Origin of the sequence: Paraburkholderia sp. BL6665CI2N2 (genome assembly GCF_004366535.1) — a bacterium.
In the GTDB taxonomy this organism is placed as follows: Bacteria; Pseudomonadota; Gammaproteobacteria; order Burkholderiales; family Burkholderiaceae; genus Paraburkholderia.
In genome coordinates this window covers 8,196,478-8,211,185 of record NZ_SORC01000001.1, presented here as the reverse complement: position 1 = coordinate 8,211,185, position 14,708 = coordinate 8,196,478, and the positions used below count along the sequence as shown (strand labels likewise).

Annotated in this window: 17 protein-coding genes; 11 read left to right on the top strand and 6 right to left on the bottom strand. The window is 59.6% G+C overall.

Annotated elements, in window-relative coordinates; translation table 11 throughout:
* Nucleotides 1-10 precede the first annotated feature (10 nt).
* Together B0G81_RS36875 and B0G81_RS36870 are read left to right on the top strand one after the other, a co-directional pair.
* The gene (locus B0G81_RS36875; protein ID WP_134142609.1) at nucleotides 11-847 is read left to right on the top strand and encodes an SDR family oxidoreductase; all 837 of its coding nucleotides are present in this window, start codon (nucleotides 11-13) and stop codon (nucleotides 845-847) included.
* Nucleotides 847-1,422, top strand: coding sequence for a nuclear transport factor 2 family protein (locus tag B0G81_RS36870; RefSeq protein WP_116117273.1), 576 nt, complete (start codon nucleotides 847-849; stop codon nucleotides 1,420-1,422). Before B0G81_RS36875 ends, B0G81_RS36870 begins: the two co-directional genes overlap by 1 nt.
* 57 nt (nucleotides 1,423-1,479) lie before the next feature.
* Here B0G81_RS36870 and B0G81_RS36865 read toward each other — a convergent pair whose 3' ends face one another.
* From B0G81_RS36865 to B0G81_RS36855, 3 genes are all read right to left on the bottom strand, one after another.
* Entirely contained in the window at nucleotides 1,480-1,797 is a 318-nt protein-coding gene (locus B0G81_RS36865; RefSeq protein WP_106285281.1) for a 2Fe-2S iron-sulfur cluster-binding protein, read from the bottom strand.
* A gap of 26 nt (nucleotides 1,798-1,823) precedes the next feature.
* Complete coding sequence (locus B0G81_RS36860) at nucleotides 1,824-3,083, bottom strand: FAD-dependent oxidoreductase (RefSeq protein ID WP_134143323.1); 1,260 nt, start codon at nucleotides 3,081-3,083, stop codon at nucleotides 1,824-1,826.
* 118 nt (nucleotides 3,084-3,201) lie between these two features.
* Complete coding sequence (locus B0G81_RS36855; RefSeq protein WP_134142605.1) at nucleotides 3,202-3,951, bottom strand: TetR/AcrR family transcriptional regulator; 750 nt, start codon at nucleotides 3,949-3,951, stop codon at nucleotides 3,202-3,204.
* A gap of 194 nt (nucleotides 3,952-4,145) precedes the next feature.
* Here B0G81_RS36855 and B0G81_RS36850 point away from each other — a divergent pair, with 194 nt between their 5' ends.
* The 6 genes from B0G81_RS36850 to B0G81_RS36825 all read left to right on the top strand — a co-directional run bounded on the left by B0G81_RS36850 (nucleotide 4,146) and on the right by B0G81_RS36825 (nucleotide 10,841).
* Complete coding sequence (locus B0G81_RS36850; protein WP_134142603.1) at nucleotides 4,146-5,390, top strand: cytochrome P450; 1,245 nt, start codon at nucleotides 4,146-4,148, stop codon at nucleotides 5,388-5,390.
* Nucleotides 5,391-5,523: 133 nt separating this feature from the next.
* Complete coding sequence (locus B0G81_RS36845) at nucleotides 5,524-7,125, top strand: GMC family oxidoreductase N-terminal domain-containing protein (RefSeq protein WP_134143322.1); 1,602 nt, start codon at nucleotides 5,524-5,526, stop codon at nucleotides 7,123-7,125.
* On the top strand, nucleotides 7,122-7,883 hold the full coding sequence (locus B0G81_RS36840) for an enoyl-CoA hydratase/isomerase family protein (RefSeq protein WP_134143321.1): 762 nt from the start codon (nucleotides 7,122-7,124) through the stop codon (nucleotides 7,881-7,883). The genes B0G81_RS36845 and B0G81_RS36840 overlap by 4 nt, the downstream gene beginning before the upstream one ends.
* Nucleotides 7,884-7,928: 45 nt before the next feature.
* On the top strand, nucleotides 7,929-9,092 hold the full coding sequence (locus B0G81_RS36835; RefSeq protein ID WP_134142597.1) for a serine hydrolase domain-containing protein: 1,164 nt from the start codon (nucleotides 7,929-7,931) through the stop codon (nucleotides 9,090-9,092).
* 9 nt (nucleotides 9,093-9,101) lie between these two features.
* On the top strand, nucleotides 9,102-9,959 hold the full coding sequence (locus B0G81_RS36830) for a MaoC family dehydratase N-terminal domain-containing protein (protein WP_134142593.1): 858 nt from the start codon (nucleotides 9,102-9,104) through the stop codon (nucleotides 9,957-9,959).
* Between the two features lie 66 nt (nucleotides 9,960-10,025).
* Entirely contained in the window at nucleotides 10,026-10,841 is an 816-nt protein-coding gene (locus tag B0G81_RS36825; RefSeq protein WP_134142585.1) for a CoA ester lyase, read from the top strand.
* Nucleotides 10,842-10,857: 16 nt separating this feature from the next.
* Here the strand turns inward: B0G81_RS36825 and B0G81_RS36820 are convergent, their stop codons facing one another.
* From B0G81_RS36820 to B0G81_RS36815, 3 genes are all read right to left on the bottom strand, one after another.
* The gene (locus tag B0G81_RS36820; RefSeq protein WP_134142582.1) at nucleotides 10,858-11,127 is read right to left on the bottom strand and encodes a hypothetical protein; all 270 of its coding nucleotides are present in this window, start codon (nucleotides 11,125-11,127) and stop codon (nucleotides 10,858-10,860) included.
* Between the two features lie 12 nt (nucleotides 11,128-11,139).
* On the bottom strand, nucleotides 11,140-11,274 hold the full coding sequence (locus B0G81_RS45465; protein WP_279590525.1) for a hypothetical protein: 135 nt from the start codon (nucleotides 11,272-11,274) through the stop codon (nucleotides 11,140-11,142).
* Between the two features lie 105 nt (nucleotides 11,275-11,379).
* Entirely contained in the window at nucleotides 11,380-12,285 is a 906-nt protein-coding gene (locus B0G81_RS36815; RefSeq protein ID WP_116119530.1) for an SDR family NAD(P)-dependent oxidoreductase, read from the bottom strand.
* Nucleotides 12,286-12,407: 122 nt separating this feature from the next.
* On the opposite strand from B0G81_RS36815, the gene B0G81_RS36810 reads away from it, so the two are divergent.
* Genes B0G81_RS36810 through B0G81_RS36800 form a run of 3 tightly spaced genes read left to right on the top strand, consistent with a single transcriptional unit; the run spans nucleotide 12,408 to nucleotide 14,696 of the window.
* A complete protein-coding gene (locus B0G81_RS36810; RefSeq protein ID WP_134142578.1) occupies nucleotides 12,408-13,610 on the top strand; it encodes a cytochrome P450 in 1,203 nt (400 codons plus the stop codon).
* 31 nt (nucleotides 13,611-13,641) lie between these two features.
* Nucleotides 13,642-13,806 carry a rubredoxin gene (locus B0G81_RS36805; protein ID WP_106285272.1) on the top strand — a complete coding sequence of 55 codons (165 nt, stop codon included), beginning with the start codon at nucleotides 13,642-13,644 and terminating at the stop codon, nucleotides 13,804-13,806.
* Between the two features lie 35 nt (nucleotides 13,807-13,841).
* Nucleotides 13,842-14,696 carry an enoyl-CoA hydratase/isomerase family protein gene (locus B0G81_RS36800; RefSeq protein ID WP_134142575.1) on the top strand — a complete coding sequence of 285 codons (855 nt, stop codon included), beginning with the start codon at nucleotides 13,842-13,844 and terminating at the stop codon, nucleotides 14,694-14,696.
* Nucleotides 14,697-14,708: the final 12 nt, after the last annotated feature.

The window sequence follows — 14,708 nt, the reverse complement described above, 5'->3', positions numbered from 1 at the left end:
AAATTGGCATATGTCACGACTTAAGGGAAAGATTGCCGTTGTCACGGGCGCCGCATCGGGGATTGGCGCAGCCTGTGCCGCGATGCTCGCCGCTGAAGGCGCACAGGTGGTCGTGGCGGACCGCAATGTCGACGGAGCCAAGGCGCAAGTCCGGCGTATTGAGCAGAACGGCGGTCAGGCGATTGCCGCACAGGTCGATATTGGCGACGAGGCCTCGATCGCTGCGTTGTTCGCGCTGACATACGAAACATGGGGTGGCGTCGACGTGTTGCACAACAACGCAGCGGCAACTTCGATTTCGAGCACCGTCGATGATGCCGTGGAAGCAGTCGATGTTTCCGTCTGGGATGACACCATGCGCATCAACCTTCGCGGTACCATGCTCGCGTCGCGCTATGCGATCCCGCTTATGCGCGCTCGCGGAGGCGGTTCGATCATCAATACGTCGTCAGGCGCGGCCCAGGCAGGTGCGCTTGGTTATAGCGCTTATGGCGTCTGCAAGGCAGGCATCGAAGCATTGACGCGTTACGTTGCCACGCAGCATGGCAAGGAGGGGATTCGCTGCAATGCAATCGCGCCGGGCCTGATCGTGACGCCGGCGACGGTGGGGCACTACGCGGGACCGGCGGGTGAGATGATGCTCAGCCATCATCTCACGCCGCGGCTCGGGCAGCCCGAAGATGTGGCGCATGCCGTGGTGTATCTGGCGTCCGATGAGGCTGCTTTCGTCACAGGGCAAATCATCAACGTGGACGGCGGTTTGCTGTCTCATCAGCCCTACTATGCGGACGAGATCCGTGCTAGAACCTCGGCCAGCGAGACGATAGGCGCGGCGAGGACAACGTGATGACGGATACCCATCTTCTCGCCCGAATTGAGCGCGTCGAAGCGCAACTAGCGATCCAGCAGTTGCCGATTCGCTACGCGATTGCAGTCGATTCTCGCGACCTCGACGCCCTTGTTGGGCTCTTCACCGACGACGTCAATTGCGGCCGGTGGGGCACCGGCCGGGCAGCCTTGAAAACGTTTTACGGATCCGGGCATATCCTTCGTTCCTTCTACCGTAGCATTCACCAGATATGTGGACACGCTATCGACCTGGTCGACGAGGACCACGCATCCGGTCAGGTGTATTGTCGCGCGGAGCACGAGGATAACGGCAAATGGATAGTCATGGCGATCTGCTATTTCGATCACTATGTGCGCCGTGACGGCGCCTGGTATTTTGAGCGCCGCGACGAGCGCCACTGGTATTCGACCGACTGGCTGGAGCGGCCGGGAACGCCGCGCTTTCAGAACTGGCCCGGAAAGTACGACAGCGATAAATACCAGCCGCGCCTGCCGCAGACGTTCCCGACCTGGGCGTCGTTCTGGGAGGCCGGCGAGGCCGCCACGATCGACACGCTCACGCGCTCGCCCTGACTCTCCCCTTGGCGCGACGCCTGCGGGGGAGTCGCGGGCCGGGGCGGCGCAATCCTCTTATGACGCGCTGGGCAGGCGAATCACCAGTCCGTCGAGTTCTGGCGTGACATTGATCTGGCATGTGAGGCGGCTATTTTCCCGCACATCCATGGCGCAGGTCAGCATGTCGGTCTCGTACGACTCAGCCGGCGGCATGTGGTTGACCCATGCATCATCCACATAGGCATGGCAGGTAGCACAACTGCAACTGCCGCCGCAGTCTCCCAGGATGCCCGGCACCTGATTGCTGACGGCGGTCTGCATGACAGATTCGCCAAGCTTGGCGGTCGTGACGGTTTCGGTGCCGTCCGGTTGAATGAATCGAATGATAGGCATGATGTCGTTGGATGTGGAAGGGTGAATCAGACTGCGGGGAGGAGGCTCTTAAGCGGAATCGAATCGTCGGCGAGTTCGGTTGCCTTGACGGGAATCTTTTCGCCGACAAAACGTTTCGCCAGCATGAATTCTTGTGGGCGGCTGACGGTGTCGGCGGCGAGCATCACGCCTTCTTTCAGATAGAACGCCGAGAACGAACGGCTTTCCGGCACACCCCGCAGCACGAATTCGTCATATCCCTGCGACAGGCCCACCATCTTCAGCTTGAGGTCGTATTGATCGGACCAGAACCATGGCACGCTGTTGTACACCCGTTCCTTCCCGCAAATAGTGGCCGCTGCCGTGCGCGCCTGTTCCATCGCGTTCGGCACCGACTCAAGCCGCAAGCGTCGGCCGAACAGTCCATTGGGATGGTTGGTGCAGTCGCCTATGGCAAAGATGTCGGGATCAGAAGTGCGGGTGTGCTCATCGACAACGATACCGTTGTCCACGGAGAGCCCCGCTGTCTCCGCGAGTTCGGTGGCCGGTTGCAGGCCGACGCCGACGATGACGAGATCTGCCGGAACGCGCGAACCGTCGGCGCATCTAACCGCTGCAACGGCATCACCGGACGCATCGAGTTCGAAGCCGCTTACCGCCATGCCGGTGCGGACGTCAACGCCGGCTTCCCGATGCACCTGCTCATAGAACGCCGAGAGTTCGGGCGCCGTGACTCTCGCGAGTACACGCGGCAATGCTTCCAGAACGGTGACATGCAGGCCTCGCCTGACAGCGATTGCCGCTACTTCCAGGCCGATATACCCGCCGCCTATGATGACAAGACGCACACCCGGATGAAACTGCGCGCGGATGCGCTCGACGTGAGCGAGCGTGCGCAGATAGTGGAAGTTCGGCTGATTTTCAATCTCCTCGATGCCCGGCAGTTCGAGCCTCCGTGCGTGCCCGCCGGTGGCGATGACAAGCTTCGTATAGCCAGTTTCGCGTCCGTCCGACAGGGTGACCGTGTGAGCGGCGCGGTCGATGCGCTCGACCCGCGTATTCGGAATAAATTCGATCCTGGCCTTGTCGTAAGTGGCTTGGGGCTTGAGGTAAAGCTGCTCGGCCGAGAGCTCGCCAGATAGAAAGGCTTTGGATAATGGCGGCCGCTGATACGGCAGATGGGGCTCCTCGCCAACCAGCACAATGCGGCCGGCCCAGCCTTGGTCACGAATGCTGGTTGCGCATTCGCCGGCTGCGTGGCCGGCGCCGACGATCAGTACGGTGTCCTGGGGAGCTGCGATGGTCATGAAGGCGAACTCCTGTCTCGCGTCGCCATTGCGCATTCCATGACGCAACAACAGCGATCCACATTTATGAATATTGTTCTCAATTGTGAACAAGTCGGTGGGTGACTGTCAATGCTCGCTAATCCGGGGACGAATGGGCCGGCCGGGCAAGTGCATCGATGCCACCCGTGGCGAAGCGGACGAGGTACGAATGCATGCTTTCAATCTCGACTGACGACAGTTGCGAAGCGCCGACGGTTGAGCTTGCTTTCGTGATGCGCGCGTATAGCTCGTTCAGCACCAGATGAAATACCGATTCGACGAAGCTCTGCATCAGTCTGATCGTGTCGGGGTCCTCCCTTGGTAGTGCGATCGCGAATGCTTCACGATAACGCACCGCGGTGGCCGCATATTGGTCGTAGAAAGGTGCCGTCAGATCGGGCCGTTCGAGCAAACAACTGTTCTGCGTCAGCAGACGAAGGTAGTTGTGCCAGCCGCGGTCGCCGCTTTTCAAATGCGCGAATGCGGGTGCCGACAGGGCGGTGACAATCGCACCGATGCTCGGCGGCGCGTCATGAGTGCTGTCCAGCAATTCATCGAGCGATTCGGTCACCTGCTGGCTGATGACTGCTGCACGCCGTCCAATCGCTTCGCGGAAAAGGGCATCCTTGCTCCCGAAGTGATAGCGCGCAAGACTGAATTCCAGCTCGCAGGCTTGCATGATGTCGCGGATCGATGTGCCGAAGTAACCATGTAGTGCGAACAATTCTTCGGCGGTGTCGAGGATGCGCTCGGCTGTCGTACGTCGCGTGCTTGCAGCAGGCGGGCTCGCTGCGACAAGCTTGGCCGTGGTTGCGGCACATACGGAACTGTTGCTGTAACGCGGCATGACTTGCTTCCCTGTAGCAAATCGGCGGGACAGCGACGGTAGCCGATGTCGCTGACTTCAACACGATCCGCAGATAGAAATTCTCTCTTGCACAATCGTGCAAATTCGAACATAGTTCACATATTAGCACTCGGGTAGGGCTCTTGCGCGCGAGTTTTTCGTGCCCTATCACCTCAATAACAGGAGACGGCATCATGGGCAATGACATGAGACTTCAGGATTTCGACGATCCAGCGTTCAATCCCTTCTTCGAAGATTCATTGGCCTACGGCGCAGATACCGATCCTTATCCACGCATTGCCGCATTGCGCGAGCAGGGTTCAGTGCAGAAGGGGGATTATCGTGTGCTCATGGGCACGCATGCCGACCTGACAATGTCCGACGTCGAGCACTATTGTGTGTTTGGTTATGCCGAGGTAGCGCAAGTGTTGGGCGATCCGGCGACCTTTTCGAACCGGTCCTACGAACGCAACATTGGGATCAGTTTTGGCCGTAGCATTTCGACGATGGATGCGCCAGAGCACCCGATGTATCGGCGGATTTTCCAGAAGGCGTTCTTGCCCAACACGGTAGCCGCATGGGGTGACACGCTGGTCGACCCGGTAGTGAACGACCTGATGGAGAAGTTCGTCGGTCGCGGCCATGCCGACCTCGTGCACGAATTCACGCTTCATTACCCGTTCAACATCATTTACCGTCAGTTGGCGCTGCCGCCGGAGGACGTTAAGGTATTTCACAAGCTTGCTATCGCGCAGACCCTCGTCTCGGTCGATATCGAGCACGGAGTCGAAGCCTCTGCCAAGCTCGGCAAGTACTTCGCGCAACTCGTCGCGCAACGTCGGGAGAGCCCTGGCGATGACCTCGTCAGTATGCTGGCGACGGCTGAGGTCGACGGCGAACGCTTGCCAGAAGAGGTCGTCATTTCGTTCCTTCGGCAACTGGTGAACGCAGGCGGCGATACGACTTACCGTGCGACGAGCGTATTGTTGCTTGGCTTGTTGCGGAATCCGGATCAACTCGACGCCGTGCGCGCGGACCGCACACTTGTGCCACGTGCCATTGAAGAGGCGCTGCGCTGGGATGGACCGGTGTTGATGCAATCACGCATGGCGGCGCGCGATGTGACACTCGGAGGCGTCGATATTCCCGCAGGGGCGTTCCTCGACGTGGTGGCCGGCGGCGCCAATCGAGATCCCAGCCGTTTCGCGGATCCCGACCGATTCGATATTTTCCGCACCAGCACGCATCGGCATTTCGCTTTCGCGTATGGGCCGCACGTCTGCATTGGCCAGCATTTGGCGCGCGTCGAGATGACACGTGCACTCAACGCGGTCCTTGACCGCTTGCCCAACCTGCGTCTCGATCCGGCGGCACCTGCTCCGCTGATCAATGGAATCATGATGCGCGTCCCGCACTCGATCCCGATTGTATTTGACTGAGCATCAAGGGCGTGAGGGGCCAGCAAGCATTTGCTGCCGGGTCTTGATGCTACAGGTACAACAACACGCGGCCCGGAACGCTGGTAGATCGCCCGAAGCGAGACCGTTCAAAAAGCCGTCGGAGACTGAACTGATGACCGAGTTCGACTATATCGTCGTGGGGGCGGGGGCAGCCGGATGCGTGCTGGCCAACCGCCTGTCAGCGAGCGGACGCCATGAAGTTCTGCTGATAGAGGCGGGTCCGGAGGACACCGATCCATTGATCAGGATGCCAAAAGGGTTCGGAAAGTTGCTTGGCGATCCCGCTCACGCATGGTTCATTCCTGTTCAGCCGGACAACGGCAATGGACATAGAAATGAGGTCTGGTTGCGCGGCAAGATGCTCGGCGGTTCAAGCAGTATCAATGGCATGGTCTACATGCGCGGCCATCCAGCGGATTATGACGGCTGGGCAGCGCAGGGCGTTGAAGGCTGGAGTTGGGGAGACGTAGCTCCCTGCTTCAGGCGCATCGAAGATCACGCGCTCGGTGCCGATGAACTGCGCGGCGAAGGCGGTCCGCTGAAGGTGTCACTGTACGCGCAACGCAACCGTCTCGGCGAAGCGGTCCTCGAGGCCTGTCGGTCGCTCGGCGTACGGCGCGTTGAGGACATCAACCGGCTCGACCACGAAGGCGTCGCGTACTTGACCTACACGATCCGCAATGGACGGAGGCAGAGTTCGGCTGAAGCGTTTCTCAAGCCCGCGAGGAAGCGCAAGAACCTGACGGTAGTCACAGGTACCGAAGTCAGCCGGATCGTATTCAAGGGCCCGCGGGCCGTGGGCGTGCAGTGCCAGCGAGGTGGTGTCGACACCGCGTACCGGGCACGCCGCGAGATTGTGCTTTCAGCGGGCGCGCTGGAGTCGCCGCGGCTGTTGCAGCTGTCGGGCGTGGGTGACCCGCAGCATCTGCGGTCGCTGGGTATCCGTGTGGTCGCGGAAAGTCATGGCGTGGGCCAGAACCTGCGCGAACACTTGCTGTATATGGTTCAAGCGCGTCTCAAGCATTGGCGCGATTCGCAGAACCGTGAGTTCGCTGGAGTGCGTTTGTGGCGCAACGCGCTGCGGTATTTTCTGTTCCACAGCGGCGTACTGGCACTGGGTTCGTATCAAGTGGGCGGCTTCGTCAAAACCGCGCCTGATGCAACGCGGCCTGACGTGCAACTGATGATGGCACCGTATTCATTGGATTTCGATGCGGCCGGCTACGGGTTCGAATCGTTCCCCGGCATGCAGTTGTTCAGCTATCTGCTCAGGCCTGAGAGCCAGGGGCACGTGAGAATTGTTTCCGCTGATCGCGCTACGCCGCCCGAGGTGACCGGCAACTATCTTGCCGATCCATACGATCAGCGCATGGCGGTCAACGCATTCCGGCTGATGCGCAAAATCATTGCCGCAGACCCCTTGGCGAGCCTGCTGGATGGCGAGACGCGACCTGGTTCTGCCATTCAGTCTGACGACGAAATTCTCGAATTGTACCGGCGCGAAGGTCAGTCGGGTTATCACGCTTGCGGTACCTGCAAGATGGGTACGGACAGCCTCGCTGTACTTGATTCCCGGCTGCGCGTTCGCGGCGTTGACGGCCTTCGCGTGATGGATCTGTCGGTTACGCCGACGATGATTTCCGGCAATACCAACGGCCCGATGATGGCAATGGCGTGGCGGGCTGCCGATCTGATTCTCGAGGACGCACGATGACCCGGTTTGATCAGTATCGTGACCGATATGCAAACATTCGTCTCGACAGACGCGACGGCATTCTTCTGGTCCAGTTGCATACCGATGGCGGACCGCTCAAATGGGGCGCGTTAGATGGAAGCATCCATACGCAACTCGGCGAGGCGTTCTATCAGGTCGCGCGCGACCTTGAAAACCGGGTCGTCATCCTGACGGGTACGGGCGATGCGTTCTGCGATAGCATGAATTACGCCGAGCTACCGTCAGAGCCGATGGCGAAGATCTGGCCGCGGCTCCAGCGAGAGGGGCTTGACCTCCTTATGCAACTGCTGGATATTCCGGTTCCGGTGATCGGCGCGATCAACGGCCCAGCGCACATTCACGCGGAACTGCTTGCACTGTCAGATATCGTGCTAGCCGCGGAGCATGCAGACATTGCCGATCAGGCACATTTCGTACATGGCGTCGTACCGGCAGACGGGGTTCAGGTTGTCTGGCCGATGTTGCTCGGTCCCAACCGCAGTCGATATTTCCTGCTTACTGGCCAGCATCTTTCCGCGCTGCAAGCGCTCGAACTCGGTGTCGTCAGCGAAGTGCTTGCTTCCGGACGCCTACTCGAGCGTGCTTGGGAGCTGGCAGGAGAACTGGCTGCGAAGCCCATCGAAACGCTGCGTTACACGCGCACTGTTTTTTCCCATCCCTTCAAGCGCCGCATGGTCGCCGAGCTCGGCTACGGACTCGCGCTGGAGGGATTGGCGGGTATCGCGGCAACGGTTTGAACGTTGCGGCCTGAGGCCGCGAAGCCTTTATCAAGGAGACACTGCGTGAACAAATTGGTGCAAGAGTCGAACGGCGCGGAGATCGTCCAGCGGGCGCTGGATTATGCGACTCGCGAAGGCGGCGAGATCGGCGTCCAGGTCGCGGCTTATCTGGACGGCAAGCTGGTGATTGACGCGTGGAGCGGCTTGGCCGATCCGAGCACGGGACGCCTCGTGGACGGCGAAACGCTTTTCAACGTCTATTCCGTCACCAAGGCCGTAGCACTGACCGCATTGCATATCCTGGTCGATCGCGGCCACATCGATTACGACGCACCCGTTGCGCGCTACTGGCCGGAATATGCCGCACGCGGCAAGGCGCGCACGACGGTTCGAGACGTGTTGACGCATCGTGCCTGCGTGCCGCAGATGCCAGAAGGCGTGACGCCCGAGCTGATGTGCGACTGGAATTGGATGACAGCCGCGATCGCCGACCTGGAGCCTCTAGCGGAACCGGGTACGAAAACGCTCTATCTGTCGATGACGTTCGGGTGGATCGTCGGTGAACTGGTTAGACGCGCCGATCCGCAGAAGCGCTCGTTGGGGCGATTCGTGCGCGACGAAATTGCGCAGCCGTTAGGCATCGCCGACTTGTGGATTGGCATCCCGGATGCAGTCGAGTCGCGCATTGCAAAGCTCACGGACGCTATGTTGCCGGTGCCGCCTGAATATCTGCCGCCGCTTTTTCTGGCCTCCATGCCTGAGCAGGTTGCGTTGAACCCAACGGTATTCGAACGGCGCGACGTGCGTCGCGCAGAGGTGGCCGGAGTGGGAGGCATCTTCAACGCGCGAAGCGAAGCGCGCTTCTGGGCGATGCTGGCGGGCGGTGGCGAAATCGATGGCGTACGGCTGCTGTCGAAGGAACTTGTTGCGACCTTGAATACGCCGCGGGCGAACAGCGAGGAACCCGACCCGGTTATGTTCGGATTTCCGATTCCGATCACCATCGGCGGGTTCTGGTTCGGTGGGATGCACCCACCGGTGACGGCCGTTCAGTCGCCGCGCGCGTTGTGTCATCCAGGGCAGGGAAACTCGATCGGCTGGGCCGATCCTGACACCGGCCTTGCGGTCGCGATCTGCCACAACAAACTCTTCAACCCTTCTTCGCCGGACGAAGACCCATTGCTGCCTATCGCACAGGCGATACGTCAGGCGTTAAATTTGAGCTAGGTTCTTGTCATGCCAATTGATCTCGCCTATTTGCAGCAATGGGTCGGCAAGCGCGAGACCGTCTCAGACACGCTTGCTCTCACACCAATGAACGCGCTTGCCGCGGCGCTTGACCACGACCGCCAACCTTTTGCGCCAGGAGACGCGTTGCCGCCTTTGTGGCACTGGCTCTATTTTTTGCCTGTTCACCGACAGTCGCTCGTGGGGCCAGACGGTCATCCTAAGCGTGGTGGATTTCTGCCGCCGGTCCAGTTGCCCCGACGTATGTGGGCCGGCAGTCAGCTTCTCTTTTCGCGGCGCTTGCGAGCAGGGGACAAGATCACTCGATTCTCGACGATCGAGGATGTGACCTACAAAAACGGCCGCAGTGGCGATCTCGTATTCGTTAAGGTGTTGCACGAGGTTCATGATGCCGCGGGCCTGGCGATGACGGAGCGCCAGGATATCGTCTATCGGGATCATCCAGCCGCTAGCGAAGTGCCGCCGATACTGCGAGCGGCACCGGAGAGCGCGCAATGGAAGCGTGAGATTCATCCAGACCCGGTTTTTCTGTTTCGCTATTCAGCGCTGACATTGAACGACCATCGCATCCACTACGACCGGCCGTATGCGGTGGAGCAGGAAGGCTACCCGGGACTGGTCGTGCACGGCCCGCTGCTAGCCACGTTGCTGCTCGATCTTTTGCATCGTGAATTGCCGGAAGAGACGGTCAAGGCTTATTCGTTTCGTGCAATGAGCCCGGTGATTGATACTGCTGCGTTCTTTGTTTGCGGGCAAACTGATGGAGACCAAGGGAAGACGGTGAGGTTGTGGATCGCCGGCAACGACGGTACGTTGCGGATGGAAGCCGATGCGGTGCTTGCCTAGCCGATCGTTCATACGGCGTACCACGCTATTACTTTGCCAGGTAACCTTTTACTTTCCCGAGGCACTATGCGCTCCTTTCTTTTTGTTCCGGCTATCCGGCCTGAGCGTTTCGTCAAGGCGCTTGCTTCCGGTGCCGATGCAGTGATAGTGGATCTCGAAGATGCGGTTAGTGAAACCGACAAGGGGCAGGCTCGTCAACATGTCGCCGATGCGGCGACAACGTTTGGCGCATCGTCTGCGCGCGTGCTACTGCGCGTCAATGGTTTCGGTACGCCGTGGTTTGAGGATGACCTGGCGTTGCTGGCGCGAGACGGTATCGACGGCGTCGTACTGCCTAAGGCGGAAAGCGCGTCGGCCCTCGAAGCCGTCGCGCGTGTGACCGCGAAACCGATATTGCCAATCATCGAATCGGCTTTGGGCGTGTGGCAGGTACTCGAGGTTGCGAAGATGCCTGGCGTAGAGCGCCTTGTGTTCGGCTCGGTCGATTTCGAACTCGATCTGGATTGCTCCGGCTCCTGGGAGGCGCTGCTCTACGCGCGCTCCCGCGTTGTCCTTGCGGCCCGAGTCGCCGGTTTGTTGCCGCCGGTGGATGGAGTGACCGTCGCACTCGATAACATGGACCAACTTGCAAGCGATTCATTGAATGCGCGAGGCCTCGGTTTCGGCGGCAAGCTCTGCATCCATCCGAAGCAGGTTCCACATGTCAACGCGGCTTTCAACTCAAGTGAAGAAGATCTCGCGCACGCTCGCGAGGTGGTTGAGGCGTTCGCGCGCGCAGGTGGCGGTGCGGTCTCGGTGAACGGCCGGATGGTGGATTTGCCTGTTCTCCTTAAAGCTCAGCGCCAATTAGCGATGATCCGGAACCAACCAGCAGGCAAGTAGCGCGTACACGCCCGCTTCAACGCCCGTGAGCGCCGCGCAGGACTGCTTCCTCTTCTGACATGTCATGACAGCCCTTGATGTAGGCCGCGATAATGGCTAGACCAATCGGTACTGACAGAGCGAGGAACAATTCACCGAAACTCCACTTAAAGCCGAGAAGCACAGCACCGATGGACACGCCCAAGATCCCGCCGAAGCGCAGAGCCGCGTTAGCGAGACTGAAGTGGTTGTCTTTCATGATAAGCGGCAACCAACTGTTAAGGAAGTACACCGTCATCAGATTCATGAACATTCCGACCTAAAGAGAGAACGTCGCCGCGGTGTGCGGCTTGCCGACGACGAGTCGGAGTGCGGCTTTGTTGGTCTGCTTATGCTCGTGCACGATGAAGACCGTCGACGCGTCGGCAGTGCCCGCGGTAATGGCGTTGACCATGCGGATCAGGTTCTTTTTGTCGTCTTGTTTGCTACGGCCAGCCGCAGGTGCGGCCGGCCGTGGTGATTGCTCCGCCTGGAACGGCCGGGAGCATGAGACTTTAACTTAGACCGGATCCCAAGGCGTCAGTGTGAGCGACGGCACATTCGGGAAGAAGCTCGATTCGAAGGCGGGCATAACCTGATCGGCGATCGATTCCGGTGTCCAGCCGGCGTCGCGGTGCAGAGAGCGCACCATCCGGATCTGATTGAAGAAATAGATCTCGTTCGCTCGAACACCGAAAATCTGCCCTGATACCTTTGCCGCACGGTCCGACGCCAGGTAGACCGCGAGCGGCGCGACCTTGCGGGACTCCATCTTTTTCATGATCTCGACTCGGGCTTTCTGTTCCGGCGTTTCGGACGGAATCGAAGCGGTCATGGCGGTCCACGCCCACGGTGCAATACAGTTCGATCGCACATTGAATTTCGCCATGTCGAGCGCTATCGACTTCGATAGACCGACGACCCCCATTTTGGCGGCCGAGTAGTTGGCCTGGCCGATATTGCCAATCAGACCGGAGGTGGATGTCATGTGGATGTAGCTGCCGCCGTTCTGGGCCTTGAAGTGCGGCGCGGCAGCTCTTGCCACAAAAAACGAGCCGTTCAGATGTACGTCGACGACGGCCTTCCATTCTTCCGGGCTCATGTTGAAGAACATCCGGTCGCGCACAATACCAGCGTTGTTCACCACGCAATCGATCCGCCCGAACGTGTCCAGCGCGGCCTGCACGATTTTTTGTGCCGATTCCCATTCGGCGACGCTATCGGTAGCGGCCACGGCCTGGCCACCCGCTTCCTTGATTTCCGCCACGACTCGATCCGCCGCGAACTCACCGCTCTGCGCGTGCCGTCCCAGATCGTTGACCACCACCTTCGCGCCAGCCGCCGCGAACTGAAGCGCGAAGTCGCGCCCGATGCCGGCGCCGGCTCCCGTTACGACCACAACCTTATCCTTCACGATATCGCTCACCGTCGTCTCCATTCGTTAGGCGTTGATGTAGAAAGTTAGTGTGCCTATAATAGCAAAACTGAACATCGTTGCATATTATGAACGTAGCGCGACTCGGGTTCGAGCCGCAAGGAGACCCGCAAATGAGTTATCCAGAGAACTGGAGCGTGCCGGACCACGTGCCGGATGAGCTGGTGGTGGATTTTGACTACATGAATCCGGTGGGCGCCTCTGATGACGTTCATCTCGCATGGAAGGCTTTGCACCGGGGTCCCGACATAGTCTGGTCTCCATACTATGGTGGGCACTGGATCGCGACGCGTGGGGAAGACATCGAGGCGATGCAGAAGGATCATACGCATTTCTCGCATCGCAGCGTCAATATTCCGTCTTTGGAGCAGACGCAGCTGGTGCCCCTTGAGCTCGATCCGCCCGAGCATACCGCTTACCGGAATCTTATTTCGCCTTCGTTTCTGCCGAAAGCAATCGCGTCCGTCGAAGAGGACGCGCGAAACCTCGCAGTGGAGTTGATTGACAAGCTGGCGCCACGTGGTGAATGTGAGTTCGTCTCCGAATTCGCCAAGATCTTGCCCATCGTGATTTTCCTGCGTCTTGCCGACCTTCCGCTGGGTGACCGCGAACGGCTGCTGGAATGGGCCGAGATGGCGGTGCGTGGCACGGTCGATGAGCGGCTCGAATCGCAGAATCTGCTCGGCGGCTACATCTCGAAGTGGGTGGCTGAACGCCAGGCCAACCCGAGCGCAGATCTGGTCAGTCTGATTGCGAATGGAAAGATCGACGGCGAGCCAATGCGCCCCGAGCGCATGTTCGGCATGTTCATCGTCGTGCTTTTCGGCGGCCTCGATACTGTCGCGTCACTAATGGGTTTCGTGGCCCGTTTTCTGGCAGAGAATCCGGGCCATCGGCGGCAACTCATCGAGCATCCTGAACTCATGGTTTCATCTGTCGACGAACTGATTCGCCGGTTCGGTGTGGCGAATACGGCGAGGGTCGTCACTGAAGACACGGATTACAAGGGCGTTACCCTGAAGAAGGGTGATCAGATCCAGTTGCCCAATTCGTTGTTCGGCCTGGATGATCGCAAGTTTGCCAATCCGCTCGAGGTCGACCTGACCCGCAAGCCGGTGCTGCACGCGGCATTCGGAAATGGGCCGCATCGGTGTCCCGGATCGTTTCTTGCACGCACTGAGATCAAGGTATTTTTGCAGGAATGGTTGAAGCGGATTCCCGACTTCAGTATTCGTGACGGTGACAAACCACGGTGCGGCTCGGGCGCGGTAAACGGCATGCTGTACCTGCCGCTGACCTGGAAAGTCGGAACCTGAGTCTCTTCAATCAAATAGCAGATCGACAACTATGAAACAGTGGCAATGCATCTTCTGTGGCTTTTTCTATGACGAAGCGATCGGGCTCCCGGCTGAAGGTTTTCCGCCTGGTACGCGTTGGGCTGACATTCCAGACGACTGGGCTTGCCCGGAATGCGGGGCAGGGAAGGGCGACTTCATCATGATCGAGGTTTGATTCAAGGCCCGGGCTAACCCCAGATGCCGTTGGTAATGGCCGATATCGACACCGATGTGCGCTACGCTTGTGTCGACGGCGTTGCAACCATCACGATCGACTCTGCGCCGGTCAATGCTTTAAGCGTTGCGGTGCGGTCGGGTTTGTTGCGAGCCTTCACACGGGCTCGAGCGGATGAAGATGCGCGAGCTGTCATCCTTACCGGCCGCGGCAAAGGCTTTTGCGCCGGAGGAGATATCCGCGAATTCGGGACTCCTGCGGCGGCCGCATCGCCTGGACTGTCGATGCATGTTCACCCGATGATCGAGTCGATGAGCAAGCCTGTCATTGCCGCCATTCATGGCATGGCGGTGGGTGGCGGGCTGGAGACGGCGCTGGTATGTCACTATCGCGTCGTCGAGGCCGATGCCAGGATTGGTCTGCCAGAGGTCGCACTTGGCACCATTCCGCTGTCGGGTACGCAACGCCTGCCACGGGCGTTGGACCTTCGACGCGCAATCGATATGATTCTGTCGGCTCGCATGGAACCGGCGTCGGCATTTGCGGGAACCGCCTTGTTCGATCGGATCGTCGGACACGGTCAGGCTTTGACCTCGGCTGTGCAGCTGGCGCATGCACTCGTCGAGCGCAATGACATTTCGTTACCGCTGATCCGCCATCTGCCGGTCGTGACAAATCACACTGCAAAGGTGCTTGAAGAGGCACGCGCCTATCTCATCGGGCAAGAGGTCGGAAGCGCCGTGCATGCGCAGGCACTTGTGGCGATCGGCGCCGCCGTCGAATGTGTCGACTTCGAAACGGGGATGAAAACGGCGCGTGCCATTTACGACGCGTTGATGGCTTCAGATGAAGTGCGCATTCGACGCGAGCGCTTTCTCAATCGAAAGTGAGGTGGGCGCCCG

Coding starts and splice junctions, on each gene's coding strand:
- B0G81_RS45465 (WP_279590525.1), bottom strand. CDS start 11,274: ATGGTCAACGCCATTACCGCGGGCACTGCCGACGCGTCGACGGTCTTC.
- B0G81_RS36805 (WP_106285272.1), top strand. CDS start 13,642: ATGAAACAGTGGCAATGCATCTTCTGTGGCTTTTTCTATGACGAAGCG.
- B0G81_RS36830 (WP_134142593.1), top strand. CDS start 9,102: ATGCCAATTGATCTCGCCTATTTGCAGCAATGGGTCGGCAAGCGCGAG.
- B0G81_RS36875 (WP_134142609.1), top strand. CDS start 11: ATGTCACGACTTAAGGGAAAGATTGCCGTTGTCACGGGCGCCGCATCG.
- B0G81_RS36860 (WP_134143323.1), bottom strand. CDS start 3,083: ATGACCATCGCAGCTCCCCAGGACACCGTACTGATCGTCGGCGCCGGC.
- B0G81_RS36800 (WP_134142575.1), top strand. CDS start 13,842: ATGGCCGATATCGACACCGATGTGCGCTACGCTTGTGTCGACGGCGTT.
- B0G81_RS36850 (WP_134142603.1), top strand. CDS start 4,146: ATGGGCAATGACATGAGACTTCAGGATTTCGACGATCCAGCGTTCAAT.
- B0G81_RS36820 (WP_134142582.1), bottom strand. CDS start 11,127: ATGAATCTGATGACGGTGTACTTCCTTAACAGTTGGTTGCCGCTTATC.
- B0G81_RS36855 (WP_134142605.1), bottom strand. CDS start 3,951: ATGCCGCGTTACAGCAACAGTTCCGTATGTGCCGCAACCACGGCCAAG.
- B0G81_RS36870 (WP_116117273.1), top strand. CDS start 847: ATGACGGATACCCATCTTCTCGCCCGAATTGAGCGCGTCGAAGCGCAA.
- B0G81_RS36845 (WP_134143322.1), top strand. CDS start 5,524: ATGACCGAGTTCGACTATATCGTCGTGGGGGCGGGGGCAGCCGGATGC.
- B0G81_RS36865 (WP_106285281.1), bottom strand. CDS start 1,797: ATGCCTATCATTCGATTCATTCAACCGGACGGCACCGAAACCGTCACG.
- B0G81_RS36810 (WP_134142578.1), top strand. CDS start 12,408: ATGAGTTATCCAGAGAACTGGAGCGTGCCGGACCACGTGCCGGATGAG.
- B0G81_RS36840 (WP_134143321.1), top strand. CDS start 7,122: ATGACCCGGTTTGATCAGTATCGTGACCGATATGCAAACATTCGTCTC.
- B0G81_RS36825 (WP_134142585.1), top strand. CDS start 10,026: ATGCGCTCCTTTCTTTTTGTTCCGGCTATCCGGCCTGAGCGTTTCGTC.